The organism is Microbacterium plantarum (assembly GCF_035231185.1).
Taxonomy (GTDB): domain Bacteria; phylum Actinomycetota; class Actinomycetes; order Actinomycetales; family Microbacteriaceae; genus Microbacterium; species Microbacterium plantarum.
The window spans coordinates 1,916,962-1,930,667 of record NZ_CP141117.1 but is presented as its reverse complement, the minus strand read 5'-3'; the positions used below and the strand labels follow the sequence as shown (position 1 = coordinate 1,930,667).

The 13,706-nt window shown below is 63.6% G+C and carries 10 protein-coding genes and 3 rRNA genes; all 13 read left to right on the top strand.

From position 1 onward, the window contains the following. Positions 1-38 precede the first annotated feature (38 nt). The 13 genes from VC184_RS09190 (at position 39) to VC184_RS09130 (ending at position 13,704) form a co-directional block, all read left to right on the top strand. Positions 39-464 carry a MarR family winged helix-turn-helix transcriptional regulator gene (locus VC184_RS09190; RefSeq protein WP_112617533.1) on the top strand — a complete coding sequence of 142 codons (426 nt, stop codon included), beginning with the start codon at positions 39-41 and terminating at the stop codon, positions 462-464. Positions 465-486: 22 nt separating this feature from the next. Further along, positions 487-948, top strand: a complete 462-nt coding sequence (locus VC184_RS09185; protein WP_112617002.1) for a DUF3817 domain-containing protein — start codon at positions 487-489, stop codon at positions 946-948. A 9-nt stretch (positions 949-957) separates the two neighbouring features. After that, positions 958-1,368, top strand: coding sequence for a DoxX family protein (locus tag VC184_RS09180; protein ID WP_282501070.1), 411 nt, complete (start codon positions 958-960; stop codon positions 1,366-1,368). Between the two features lie 57 nt (positions 1,369-1,425). Beyond that, the gene (locus VC184_RS09175) at positions 1,426-2,190 is read left to right on the top strand and encodes a DUF1684 domain-containing protein (RefSeq protein ID WP_282501069.1); all 765 of its coding nucleotides are present in this window, start codon (positions 1,426-1,428) and stop codon (positions 2,188-2,190) included. Positions 2,191-2,268: 78 nt separating this feature from the next. Beyond that, complete coding sequence (locus VC184_RS09170; protein WP_323985857.1) at positions 2,269-3,783, top strand: ABC transporter substrate-binding protein; 1,515 nt, start codon at positions 2,269-2,271, stop codon at positions 3,781-3,783. A gap of 35 nt (positions 3,784-3,818) precedes the next feature. After that, the gene (locus VC184_RS09165) at positions 3,819-4,766 is read left to right on the top strand and encodes an ABC transporter permease (protein ID WP_323985855.1); all 948 of its coding nucleotides are present in this window, start codon (positions 3,819-3,821) and stop codon (positions 4,764-4,766) included. After that, positions 4,763-5,638, top strand: a complete 876-nt coding sequence (locus tag VC184_RS09160; protein WP_114588264.1) for an ABC transporter permease — start codon at positions 4,763-4,765, stop codon at positions 5,636-5,638. The genes VC184_RS09165 and VC184_RS09160 overlap by 4 nt, the downstream gene beginning before the upstream one ends. Continuing rightward, complete coding sequence (locus VC184_RS09155; RefSeq protein ID WP_274178554.1) at positions 5,635-6,450, top strand: ATP-binding cassette domain-containing protein; 816 nt, start codon at positions 5,635-5,637, stop codon at positions 6,448-6,450. Before VC184_RS09160 ends, VC184_RS09155 begins: the two co-directional genes overlap by 4 nt. Further along, positions 6,447-7,226, top strand: coding sequence for an ABC transporter ATP-binding protein (locus tag VC184_RS09150; protein WP_274178553.1), 780 nt, complete (start codon positions 6,447-6,449; stop codon positions 7,224-7,226). Before VC184_RS09155 ends, VC184_RS09150 begins: the two co-directional genes overlap by 4 nt. 504 nt (positions 7,227-7,730) lie before the next feature. Beyond that, positions 7,731-9,250, top strand: a 16S ribosomal RNA gene (locus VC184_RS09145). A 374-nt stretch (positions 9,251-9,624) separates the two neighbouring features. After that, positions 9,625-12,731: ribosomal RNA gene (locus VC184_RS09140) — 23S ribosomal RNA — on the top strand. Positions 12,732-12,831: 100 nt separating this feature from the next. Continuing rightward, positions 12,832-12,948, top strand: a 5S ribosomal RNA gene (rrf, locus tag VC184_RS09135). The 16S, 23S and 5S rRNA genes sit together here, the layout of an rRNA operon. A 99-nt stretch (positions 12,949-13,047) precedes the next feature. Beyond that, positions 13,048-13,704, top strand: a complete 657-nt coding sequence (locus VC184_RS09130) for a GntR family transcriptional regulator (RefSeq protein WP_323985853.1) — start codon at positions 13,048-13,050, stop codon at positions 13,702-13,704. Positions 13,705-13,706: the final 2 nt, after the last annotated feature.

Genomic DNA, 13,706 nt, shown 5'->3' with positions numbered 1-13,706 from the left:
ACCGCATGAGAGAGCCCGCGCCTCCTACAATCGTGACCGTGTCGGAAACTCCTGCCCTCACGCGCGAGCCGCGCTTCAGCCCGGTCATCGCGCTCATCGCCGTCTCGGCGTCGTGGGAAGGCCGGCTCTCCGCAGCCCTGCGCGACCTCGGCCTGTCCACCCGCAAGTTCGGCCTGCTCGGGCACATCGGGTCAGAGCCCGGAATCTCGTTCTCCGAGCTCGCCCGCCGGTCGCACATCACGGTGCAGTCCGCGCACACCGCGGTGCGCACCCTCGTCGACGAGGGGCTCGTCGCCGATGCGACCGCGCACGCCGGCTCGGCATCCGATCTGCGCATCACAGCGAAAGGCATCGCAGTCATGGAGCAGGCCCACCAACGGCTGCTCGAGCTCGACGCGACGCTCAGCGACAACATGCCGGGGCTGGCCTCGTCGATGGACGGCATCCGCGCAGGAATCGTCTGAGTCGGCTGGATAGGGTTCGAGGGTGTTCCGAACCCCGCTGACCGCATTCCGTTCGCTCGCGATCGCCGAGGCATTCTCGTGGACGCTGCTCATCCTGGGCCTCATCCTCCGGTCCGCCTTCGACCTTCCGATCGCCGTGACGATCGGCGGGGGCATCCATGGCTTCGTGTTCCTCTGCTACGGCGCGACCGCGGTCCTCGTCGCGTGGAACAACCGGTGGTCGCTCGTCCCGACGATCTGCGCCGTCGCCGCCGCCGTGGTCCCGTACGCGACCGTGCCGACGGAGATCGTGCTGCGTCGTCGCGGGCTCCTCGAGGGGGAGTGGCGCACCGAGGCGACCGACGACCCGCGCGACCAGCGGGCAGTCGACCGATTCCTCCGGTGGTTCGTCCGCCGTCCGGCGGTGCTCGCCGTGATCCTCGCGGTCGGCATCATCGCGGCGTACGTCGTGCTGCTGGTGATCGGACCTCCCGGACGGGCGTAACGTGATCGAATGCTGCGCATCGTTGCCCGCTTCGCCCTTGCCGCTCTGCTGATCGTCGCGGGAGCCGCGCATCTGACCGTGCTCCGGCGGGGGTATCGCATCGCGGTGCCCGACTGGGCGACGCGGCTGCTGCACACCGACAAGGACATGTTCGTCGTCGCCAGCGGCGCGGTCGAGATCATGCTCGGCACCGGGCTCATCGCGCTGCCGCGCGAGCGCCGACGCATCGCCGCCGCGATCGCCGCCTTCTTCGTCGCGGTGCTCCCGGGCAACATCCACCAATGGCGCACCGGAGCCGCGGCTCCCGGCCTCGACACCGACGCGCGGCGATTCGGCCGCCTCTTCCTCCAGCCGGTGCTCGTCGCCTGGGCGCTGTGGGTGGGCGGCCCCGCGCGCGACACGTCAGCGTCGTCGCGCTGACGACGCAATACGCGGACACGGAATTTCTCGGGACGGCCCCGCGTTTGGTTGCCTGTCATGGTGAGCACATCCGCATCCGCAGCAGCATCCGTCTCTTCGGCTGAGTCCGACTACCGAGCCTGGGCGGCCTACCGCCGGGAATCGGTCTCAGCTCCGCAAGGGTCCCTCGCCCTCGTGCTCACGCACTGGTCGGCTCCGGGCGAGCCCGCCGTCGACGACGAGACGGCGCGTGCGGGGCATCCGGTCGACGCGCTGCTCACCCGACTGCAGCGAACCGACATCGAGACCGGTCTTCCCCAGGAGGGCTACCGCATCTGGCGGCAGGACTCGCCCGCCAACGAAGCGTTCGAAGACATCGAGCGCTGGGAGTACGACCCGGCCTGGGTGATCGAGGGCCGCTTCGAGCTCGTCGACGAAGACCGCGTGGTCCCCTTCGAGCACATCAAGGACGGCGGCGCGACGCGCGGCCTCCCGGTCTCGGGCGACCTGGTCTTCGAGATCGACGGCACCGAGTACCGGCTCGCCGCGTTCGACACCAACTACGGCGGTCCCAAGCTGCACCTCGTCTTCGGCGACCAGACCAACGGGGCCGAGTCCTACGGCGCCGGTCGCTTCCTCTTCCTCGACCACCCCGGCGCGACCGGCGACCTGGCCCCCGGCGACAGCACGCCGGTCACGGTCGACTTCAACCGGGCCGTCGTTCCGCCGTGCGGCTTCTCGAACCAGATGAACTGCCCCCTCCCGCCGCTGCAGAACCGCCTGCCCTTCCCGGTCCGTGCCGGGGAGAAGAAGGTCCGGTTCGCCGGCGACTTCTCGCTCTGACCTTTCTCCCGCACCACTCGAAACGGCGAGCGCCCGCACCTCGCTCCGCCGCCCCCTCCACACAGCAAAGGAACACCCGTGACTTCACGCGGCTTCTCCCGGATCGTCGCCGCCACCGCGGCAGCGACGGCCGGTCTTCTCGTCCTGGCCGGATGCTCCGGATCCACCGAGCCGGCCGGTTCGGCCGGCGCGAGCGACCCGAATGCCGAGATCGTCGTCGGATCGCAGAACGAGCCGACCAACCTCGACCAGATCTTCGGCGGCTCATCCGGGGTCACCGAGGTCTTCACGGGGAACGTGTACGAGGGTCTGTTCCGGATCACCGATGACGCGCAGGTCGAGCCCCTTCTGGCAGCCGAGACGACGGTGTCGCCAGACGGGCTGGTGTACACCTTCACCCTCGAGGACGCGACCTTCCACTCGGGTAAGGAGCTCACCGCGGATGACGTGAAGTACAGCCTCGAGCGCTTCGTGGGCGACGAGTCGATCGCGGCGCGCAAGCGCCAGCTGAGCGTCATCGACACCGTCACGGCGGTCGCCGACAAGACCGTCGAGGTGACCCTCTCGCAGCCCTCGATCAGCTTCACCTACAACCTGGGCTACGTCTGGATCGTCAACGAGGATGCCGGCGACCTGACGGCGACTGCCGACGGCACCGGTCCCTACGAGCTCGGTGACTACCGCAAGGGCGACTCGATCACCCTCGATGTCAATGACGCGTACTGGGGCGACGCGCCGAAGAACGGCGGAGTCGTCTACCAGTACTACGCCGACCCGACGGCCCTGAACAACGCTCTGACGACCGGGGCGGTCGACCTCGTCACGAGCCAGTCGAACCCCGACAGCATCGCCGAGTTCGAGGCCGCCGGCTTCCAGGTCATCGAGGGCACCTCGACGACGAAGGAGCTGCTGGCGTTCAACGACCGGATCGCTCCGTTCAACGACGCGCGCGTGCGCAAGGCGATCTACTCGGCTATCGATCGCGAGAAGCTGCTCGATGCGATCTGGGACGGCCGCGGCGAACTCATCGGCTCGATGGTGCCGCCCTCCGAGCCCTGGTACCTCGACCTCGCGGACAACAACCCCTACGACCCGGCGCTGTCGGAGAAGCTCCTCGCCGAGGCCGGTCAGCCGGGAGGGTTCACGTTCACCGTCGACACCCCCGACTCGGGCGTGCACTCGACGGTGGCCGAGTTCCTGAAGTCGGAGCTCGCGAAGGTCGGAATCACGCTGAACATCAACATCATCACCGACGACGAGTGGTACCAGAAGGTCTACACCGAGAAGAACTTCGAGGCCACGCTGCAGGGCCACGTCAACGACCGCGACATCAACTTCTACGGCAACCCTGACTTCTACTGGGGTTACGACAACGCCGATGTGCAGACGTGGCTCGCTGACTCCGAGGCGGCCGCATCCGTCGACGAGCAGACCGAGCTGATCAAGAAGGCGAACCAGCAGATCTCGGATGACGCGGCCAGCGTGTGGCTCTACCTCAACCCGCAGCTGCGCATCGCGGCCGAGGGCGTGTCGGGCGTGCCCAAGAATGGACTGAACTCGTTGTTCTACGTCTCCGACATCACGAAGGCCTGATCTCCATCACCCGGTATCTGATTCGACGGACAGGATTGCTGCTGCTGGCCTTCGCGCTGGCGGTGGTGATCCTGTTCGTCGTGCTGCGCGTTCTCGGCAACCCGGTTTTCGCCCTCATCTCGGTGGGGGCGACGGACGCCGAGATCGCGGCCGCCGCCGCGCGGCTCGGCGTCGATCGGCCGATCCCGGAGCAGTTCCTGGCCTACCTCGGCCAACTCGCGAGCTTCGACCTGGGGCGATCGTTCACGAACAACCTGCCGGTCGGCGACGAGATCCTCCGTCGGCTGAACGTCACGCTGCCCCTGACGCTCATCGCGTTCGTCCTGTCGGTGCTGATCGCGGTGCCGGTGGGGTTCATCGCGGCCTGGAAGGCGCGCACCTGGTACGGGACCGCGTTCTCGGCCGTGTCGCAGCTGGGCGGAGCGATCCCGGTCTTCTGGGTCGGCATCCTGCTCGTCGCGGTGTTCGCGCTGAACTGGCGATTGCTGCCGGCAGGCGGCTTCCCGCGGCGCGACTGGGAGGACCCCGGCGCCGCGCTCGTCTCGCTCACGCTCCCGGTGCTCACGATCGCGCTCGTGGCGGGCAGCGATCTCGCGCGGTACGTCCGCAGCGCGACGCTCGACGTGCTCGGCCAGCAGTATCTGCGCGCGGCTCGGGCCACGGGGCAGAGCTTCGCCACGGCGATCTGGCGTCACGGCGTGCGCAACGCCGTCGTCCCGTTGATCTCGATCCTGGCGATCCAGCTGTCGACGACTTTCGTCGGCGCCGTCATCATCGAGCGGGTCTTCGCGCTCCCCGGTCTCGGCGACATGCTGCTGGTCGGCATCAAGGAGCAGGACTTCCCGAGCGTCCAGGGGGTGCTGCTCTTCTCGACCGCCCTCGTGCTGCTGCTCGGCTTCGCGGCCGACATCACGCAGCGCATCATCGACCCGCGACTGCGCGACACGATCTCGGGCAATCGCAGAGCGAAGGCGGCGGCATGACAGCGACGACCCTTCCGGACTCGGGTGCCGTCAGGGCGCCCGGGCGCGGGCGCCCGCGACGCCGGCGCTCGGTGAACCTCGCCGTCGGCGGCATCCTGTTCGGTGCCATCGCGGTGATCGGCCTGATCTCGCTGCTGTGGACCCCGTTCACCTTCGACGACACCAGCGGCGGCCGGCTGCAGCCGCCGTCCGCCGAGCACTGGGCCGGAACCGACCGCCTCGGGCGCGACCTCTTCACGCAACTCATGATCGGGGCGCGGCTCGCGCTGACCGTCGGATTCGGGTCGGTGCTGATCGCGGCCATCGTCGGCATCGGGCTCGGTCTGCTCGCGGCTGTGGCCCGGCGGTGGGTCGATGATGCGCTCACGAGCCTGCTCGACATCGCGATCGCCTTTCCGACCCTGCTGCTGGCGATGCTGATCGTCGCCTGGCGCGGGGCATCGGTCGACTCGGCGATCCTCGCGATCGGTCTCGCCGGCTCGGCGGTGATCGCCCGGCTCACCCGCATCGCCGCGACACGCGTCCTCGCGATGGACTACGTCACCGCCGCTCGAACCTCGGGCACGAGCAGGCTCGGCATCGTGTTCCGACACGTGCTGCGGAACGTCTGGCCGACCCTCATCGTGCCGCTCGCCCTGCAGTTCGGCGGCGCGGTCGGCGCGGAGGCGTCGCTGTCGTACCTCGGGCTCGGCTCCCCGCCGCCCAACGCATCGTGGGGCCGGATGCTCGAGGAGGCGCAGAGCACGGTGCTCGTCGCACCGACGGCGGCGATCCTCCCCGGCGTCCTGCTGGTCGCCTTCATCATCGGCGCGAACCTGCTGGCCGACGGCCTGCGCGACATCGCCGATCCGACCACGAGGAGCATCGGATGACCGCCGCGCTGACCGCATCCGGTCTCGGCGTCCGGATCGGCGACGACCGCACGCTCGTGCACGGCGTCGACGTGACGCTCGAGCCCGGCGAACGTCTGGGCATCATCGGCGAGTCCGGCTCGGGCAAGTCGCTGACCGCGCTGGCGATGCTCGGTCTGCTCGCGTTTCCGCTGACGCCGTTCGGTTCGGCGACGATCGCGACCCCCGACGGCCGGGTCGAGGTTGTCGGAACCGCCTCGCGCCGCCTCGACCGGGTGCGCGGCCGGACGATCTCGGCGGTCTTCCAGGAGCCGCTCGCCTCGCTCGATCCGCTCATGCGTGTCGGCAGACAGCTGGCGTGGCCGCTCGCCAAGCACCGCGGCCTGAGCGGTGACGGGCTGCGTCGCGGCGTGCTCGATGCGCTCGCGGACGTGCAGCTGCCCGACCCCGAGCGCATCGCGCGATCGTTCATCCACGAGATCTCCGGCGGCCAGCGACAGCGCGTCGCGATCGCGCTCGCCCTGGCCGCCGGGCCGAGCATCCTCATCGCCGACGAGCCGACGACCGCGCTCGACGTGACGGTCCAGGCAGGCATCCTCGATCTGCTCCAGCGCGAGGTGAGCGAGCGAGGGATGACGCTGCTGTTCATCAGCCACGACCTGCCGGTCGTCTCGCGTATCGCCGACCGCGTCCTCGTCATGCGTGATGGGCGTCAGGTCGAGCTCGGCGACACGGCGCAACTGCTCCGGTCTCCCCAGCACGAGTACACCGCGCAACTGGTCGCCGCCTCGCGCGCTCTCGACGACTTCCTGCCGGCGAAGGGAACCCGATGACGGCCGACGGTCGCGCGACACTCGCGCTCGAGCATGTCGACTTCGCCTACGGTCGCAGCGCGAATGTGCTCCACGACGTATCGCTCTCGCTCGCTCCCGGCGAGACCGTCGGGCTCGTGGGGGAGTCGGGCGCGGGGAAGACGTCGGTACTCCGGCTGCTGCTGGGCCTGGCGACGCCGACATCGGGGCGCGCGCTCTTCGAGGGCGCGCCGCTTCGCGGCGCGGACCGTGCACAGATGCGTTCGCTGCGCCGAGCGGTGCAGCCGGTCTACCAGGACCCGTTCTCGTCGCTCGACCCGCGGATGACGGTGGGGCAGTCGATCGCCGAACCGCTGCGGTCCCTCCGCATCACCCGCGACCGATCGCAGCTCGACGCCCGGGTCGCCGAGCTCCTCACGGCGGTCGACCTCGACGCGGATGCCGCGGGCCGCTACCCGGACGCGTTCTCCGGAGGACAGCGCCAGCGGATCGCCATCGCTCGCGCCCTCGCGCCGCGGCCCCGACTGCTGCTGGCGGATGAGCCCGTGAGTGCTCTCGACACGTCTGTGCGCATGCATGTCATCCAGCTGTTCCAGCGGCTCGCGGCAGAGCAGGGCATCGGAATGCTGCTGGTCTCGCACGACCTGACGATCGTGTCGGCGCTGTGCGAGCGGATGACGGTGCTCCGCGCCGGTCGCGTCGTGGAGGAGGGCCCGACGTCGCGGCTGCTCACTTCGCCGGCGAACGAGTACACCGCGCAGCTCGTCGACGCCGTGCCCCGTCTTCCCGCGGAATGACGCGGATCTGCGGACGCGACACGCCCGGGATGTCGCGTCGCTTTGCCACGATGCCGGGAGCCGCGTAACTTATTACTTGTTCGCCCCACAGGGAAGAGCGAGAGGGCCGGAAGGTCCCGCCTCCCTCAAGCGGAGAACAACCCGAAACAGACGCTTCCGAGCGTCGCAGGTCCAAGGCCTGCCACAGGGTCCCCATCACACCCCCACAACTGACTCGGTCTCCGAGTCTCGTTCTGGAACAGGTCGTCGGTGGGGTATGGTTGTGAAGTTGCCCTCTGGGCTGGCTGTGAGGTCAGTTGGGGGAGCGTCCGATCCTTGAGAACTCAACAGCGTGCACTTGTCAAATGCCAAATAACCTCGACTCCACTTCGGTGGGGTGAGATTCCTTTGGATCAAAGACCTTCCCTTCGGGGGAGGCAACGGATAGTCAGCAATGATTTATCTCTTTGGTCAGCATCAAACTCGCTGCTCCAGTCTTTTTCCGGCTGGTCGCAGCAAATTTTCTTTACGGAGAGTTTGATCCTGGCTCAGGATGAACGCTGGCGGCGTGCTTAACACATGCAAGTCGAACGGTGAAGCAGAGCTTGCTCTGTGGATCAGTGGCGAACGGGTGAGTAACACGTGAGCAATCTGCCCCTGACTCTGGGATAAGCGCTGGAAACGGCGTCTAATACCGGATACGAGCTGCGACCGCATGGTCAGTAGCTGGAAAGAATTTCGGTCAGGGATGAGCTCGCGGCCTATCAGCTTGTTGGTGAGGTAATGGCTCACCAAGGCGTCGACGGGTAGCCGGCCTGAGAGGGTGACCGGCCACACTGGGACTGAGACACGGCCCAGACTCCTACGGGAGGCAGCAGTGGGGAATATTGCACAATGGGCGAAAGCCTGATGCAGCAACGCCGCGTGAGGGATGACGGCCTTCGGGTTGTAAACCTCTTTTAGCAGGGAAGAAGCGAAAGTGACGGTACCTGCAGAAAAAGCGCCGGCTAACTACGTGCCAGCAGCCGCGGTAATACGTAGGGCGCAAGCGTTATCCGGAATTATTGGGCGTAAAGAGCTCGTAGGCGGTCTGTCGCGTCTGCTGTGAAAACCCGAGGCTCAACCTCGGGCCTGCAGTGGGTACGGGCAGACTAGAGTGCGGTAGGGGAGATTGGAATTCCTGGTGTAGCGGTGGAATGCGCAGATATCAGGAGGAACACCGATGGCGAAGGCAGATCTCTGGGCCGTAACTGACGCTGAGGAGCGAAAGGGTGGGGAGCAAACAGGCTTAGATACCCTGGTAGTCCACCCCGTAAACGTTGGGAACTAGTTGTGGGGTCCATTCCACGGATTCCGTGACGCAGCTAACGCATTAAGTTCCCCGCCTGGGGAGTACGGCCGCAAGGCTAAAACTCAAAGGAATTGACGGGGACCCGCACAAGCGGCGGAGCATGCGGATTAATTCGATGCAACGCGAAGAACCTTACCAAGGCTTGACATATAGAGGAAACGTCTGGAAACAGTCGCCCCGCAAGGTCTCTATACAGGTGGTGCATGGTTGTCGTCAGCTCGTGTCGTGAGATGTTGGGTTAAGTCCCGCAACGAGCGCAACCCTCGTTCTATGTTGCCAGCACGTAATGGTGGGAACTCATGGGATACTGCCGGGGTCAACTCGGAGGAAGGTGGGGATGACGTCAAATCATCATGCCCCTTATGTCTTGGGCTTCACGCATGCTACAATGGCCGGTACAAAGGGCTGCAATACCGTGAGGTGGAGCGAATCCCAAAAAGCCGGTCCCAGTTCGGATTGAGGTCTGCAACTCGACCTCATGAAGTCGGAGTCGCTAGTAATCGCAGATCAGCAACGCTGCGGTGAATACGTTCCCGGGTCTTGTACACACCGCCCGTCAAGTCATGAAAGTCGGTAACACCTGAAGCCGGTGGCCCAACCCTTGTGGAGGGAGCCGTCGAAGGTGGGATCGGTAATTAGGACTAAGTCGTAACAAGGTAGCCGTACCGGAAGGTGCGGCTGGATCACCTCCTTTCTAAGGAGCATCTGACTCTTCGGAGTCCAGAACCCAGTTCGAAGGCACATGTTCTTCGCTGGGAGCTCATGGGTGGAACATTTGACATGGTGCGAAGGATGAGGTTCTTCTCTAGTACGCCGCTTGCGGTGGGAACGGGGAGGGTTTCGGAGGTCGCACCTGCACGCTGTTGGGTCCTGAGGGACCGGATGAGAGTCCGCAACCTCTGGGCCTTTTCTTCATGCTGCTTGGGTGGCATGTGGGGAGGGTACCGCCCGTACTTTGAGAACTACACAGTGGACGCGAGCATCTTCGATGCGACACCTTCGGGTGTTGTGTCGTGAAGATGATCTTAAAGATCATTAGTCAATTTTTTGACGATTCAACTCATGTGATTTCAAGTCTTTAAGAGCAAACGGTGGATGCCTTGGCATCTGGAGCCGAAGAAGGACGTAGCAATCTGCGATAAGCCTCGGGGAGTGGATAAGCACACTGTGATCCGAGGGTGTCCGAATGGGGAAACCCCGCTGGGCGGCGTGCCGACCTAGTGACTCCCGCCTGAATATATAGGGCGGGTAGAGGGAACGTGGGGAAGTGAAACATCTCAGTACCCACAGGAAGAGAAAGCAACAGCGATTCCGTTAGTAGTGGCGAGCGAAACCGGATCAGGCTAAACCTTGCGTGTGTGATAGCCGGCAGGCGTTGCACGTTGGGGGTTGTGGGACTTTTCTGATCATTCTGCCGAGTGGTCGACGTTACAAGAAGGTATAGACGAACAGGTTTGAATGCCTGGTCATAGAGGGTGCGAACCCCGTAGTCGAAATGCTTCTCTTGGCGTGAAGAGTATCCCAAGTAGCACGGGGCCCGAGAAATCCCGTGTGAATCTGTCAGGACCACCTGATAAGCCTAAATACTCCCAGATGACCGATAGCGGACAAGTACCGTGAGGGAAAGGTGAAAAGTACCCCGGGAGGGGAGTGAAATAGTACCTGAAACCGTTTGCTTACAAACCGTTGGAGCCTCCTTAGTAGGGGTGACAGCGTGCCTTTTGAAGAATGAGCCTGCGAGTTAGCGATACGTGGCGAGGTTAACCCGTGTGGGGTAGCCGTAGCGAAAGCGAGTCTGAATAGGGCGATTCAGTCGCGTGTCCTAGACCCGAAGCGAAGTGATCTATCCATGGCCAGGTTGAAGCGACGGTAAGACGTCGTGGAGGACCGAACCCACTTAGGTTGAAAACTGAGGGGATGAGCTGTGGATAGGGGTGAAAGGCCAATCAAACTTCGTGATAGCTGGTTCTCTCCGAAATGCATTTAGGTGCAGCGTTGCGTGTTTCTTGCCGGAGGTAGAGCTACTGGATGGCCGATGGGCCCTACAAGGTTACTGACGTCAGCCAAACTCCGAATGCCGGTAAGTGAGAGCGCAGCAGTGAGACTGTGGGGGATAAGCTTCATAGTCGAGAGGGAAACAACCCAGACCACCAACTAAGGTCCCAAAGCGCGTGCTAAGTGGGAAAGGATGTGGAGTTGCTCTGACAACCAGGAGGTTGGCTTAGAAGCAGCCACCCTTGAAAGAGTGCGTAATAGCTCACTGGTCAAGTGATTCCGCGCCGACAATGTAACGGGGCTCAAGCACGCCACCGAAGTTGTGGCATTGACATTATTGGTAGGCCTTCGTGGTCCAGCCGTGTTGATGGGTAGGAGAGCGTCGTGTGCCGGGTGAAGCGGCGGGGTGACCCAGCCGTGGACGGCACACGAGTGAGAATGCAGGCATGAGTAGCGAAAGACGTGTGAGAAACACGTCCTCCGAAAGACCAAGGGTTCCAGGGTCAAGCTAATCTTCCCTGGGTAAGTCGGGACCTAAGGCGAGGCCGACAGGCGTAGTCGATGGACAACGGGTTGATATTCCCGTACCGGCGAAGAACCGCCCAAGCTAATCCAGTGGTGCTAAGAGTCCTAACCCGGGCTTAGTTGATCCCTTCGGGGTGAGACGGTCCGGTCTAACGCTCGACCCCATGCTGGTGCGGCTAGCGTATTAACAGGTGTGACGCAGGAAGGTAGCCCAACCCGGGCGATGGTTGTCCCGGGGCAAGTGCGTAGGCCGAGTCATAGGCAAATCCGTGACTCATCAAGGCTGAGACACGATGCGGATAAAAAGTGGGTGATCCTATGCTGCCGAGAAAAGCATCGACGCGAGGTTCTAGCTGCCCGTACCCCAAACCGACTCAGGTGGTCAGGTAGAGAATACCAAGGAGATCGAGAGAATCGTGGTTAAGGAACTCGGCAAAATGCCCCCGTAACTTCGGGAGAAGGGGGGCCTTCCACTTATTAGGATTTACTCCGAAAGGGTGTGGAGGCCGCAGAGACTAGTGGGTAGCGACTGTTTACTAAAAACACAGGTCCGTGCCAAGTCGCAAGACGATGTATACGGACTGACGCCTGCCCGGTGCTGGAAGGTTAAGAGGACCGGTTAGCCGCAAGGCGAAGCTGAGAATTTAAGCCCCAGTAAACGGCGGTGGTAACTATAACCATCCTAAGGTAGCGAAATTCCTTGTCGGGTAAGTTCCGACCTGCACGAATGGCGTAACGACTTCCCAACTGTCTCAACCGCGAACTCGGCGAAATTGCACTACGAGTAAAGATGCTCGTTACGCGCAGCAGGACGGAAAGACCCCGTGACCTTTACTACAGCTTGGTATTGGTGTTCGGTGTGGCTTGTGTAGGATAGGTGGGAGACTTTGAAGCGGTGACGCCAGTTACCGTGGAGTCATTGTTGAAATACCACTCTGGTCACTCTGGATATCTAACTTCGAACCGTAATCCGGTTCAGGGACAGTGCCTGGTGGGTAGTTTAACTGGGGCGGTTGCCTCCCAAAAAGTAACGGAGGCGCCCAAAGGTTCCCTCAACCTGGTTGGCAATCAGGTGGCGAGTGTAAGTGCACAAGGGAGCTTGACTGTGAGACTGACAGGTCGAGCAGGGACGAAAGTCGGGACTAGTGATCCGGCAGTGGCTTGTGGAAGCGCTGTCGCTCAACGGATAAAAGGTACCTCGGGGATAACAGGCTGATCTTGCCCAAGAGTCCATATCGACGGCATGGTTTGGCACCTCGATGTCGGCTCGTCGCATCCTGGGGCTGGAGTAGGTCCCAAGGGTTGGGCTGTTCGCCCATTAAAGCGGTACGCGAGCTGGGTTTAGAACGTCGTGAGACAGTTCGGTCCCTATCCGCTGCGCGCGTAGGAAATTTGAGAGGATCTGACCCTAGTACGAGAGGACCGGGTTGGACGAACCTCTGGTGTGCCAGTTGTTCCGCCAGGAGCACCGCTGGTTAGCTACGTTCGGGATGGATAACCGCTGAAAGCATCTAAGCGGGAAGCCGGCCTCAAGATGAGATTTCCATGCCTTCGGGCGAGAGGCTCCCAGCCAGACTACTGGGTTGATAGGCCGGATGTGGAAGCGTGGTAACACGTGAAGCTGACCGGTACTAATAAGCCGATGACTTGATAACACACCGTTTTTGGTGCTTGCGTCCACTGAGTGGTTCTCGATGTACGGTCGAGAACCGCATAACGAATTGATCGTTGTGCAGACTGAAACATCAATAGTGTTTCGGCGGCCATAGCGTGAGGGAAACGCCCGGTTACATTCCGAACCCGGAAGCTAAGCCTCACAGCGCCGATGGTACTGCAGGGGGGACCCTGTGGGAGAGTAGGACACCGCCGGACTTCTTTCGTAAGAGGGCCACCCAATGCTGGGTGGCCCTTTTTCGTGCCCCCGGGGCCGTTCGCTTGACGTACTGAGCCAGGTAGTGTGCAATATATTGCATGCCGCTCGTTCCCGTCTCTCGCCCAGCCTCTCTGCGCGACCACGCGTACACGGCGCTTCGCGACGCGATCGTGAGTGGCAGGCTCGAGCCGGGCGCTCGTCTCCGCGATAGCGAGCTCGAGGAGTGGCTCGGGGTCAGCCGTACGCCGATTCGCGAGGCGATCGCCCGTCTGGAGGCCGCGGGGCTCGTCCGGACGCGGCGGGCGAAGGCCACGGAGGTGGCGCCGCTCGATGAGCGCGAGGCTCTCTCGGCGCAGCGTATTGCGGCATCACTGCATGAGTTGGCGGTGCGCGAGGGAGTGCGCCAGCTCACGGTGTCGGACCTCGATGCGATGCGTGCTGCGAACGACCGGTTCGCGGACGCACTGCGCGCGGATGACATCGACGCAGCGCTCGCGGCCGACGACGACTTCCATCGCGTCGCGGTTTCGGCGAGTGCCAACCCTCTTCTCGGCACTCTGCTCGAGCAGGTGACACCCCTTCTGCGACGCCTGGAGCGTGCTCGGTTCTCGAGCCTCGCCGGCCGCGACTCGGTGGCGGCCCATGCCCGCATCATCGAGCTCTGCGCCACCGGCGAGGGCGAGGCGGCCGCTGCAGCGACGCGTGAGAACTGGCTGACGCTCGAACGCCTGTTGACCCATCCCGATCCCGCCTGAGC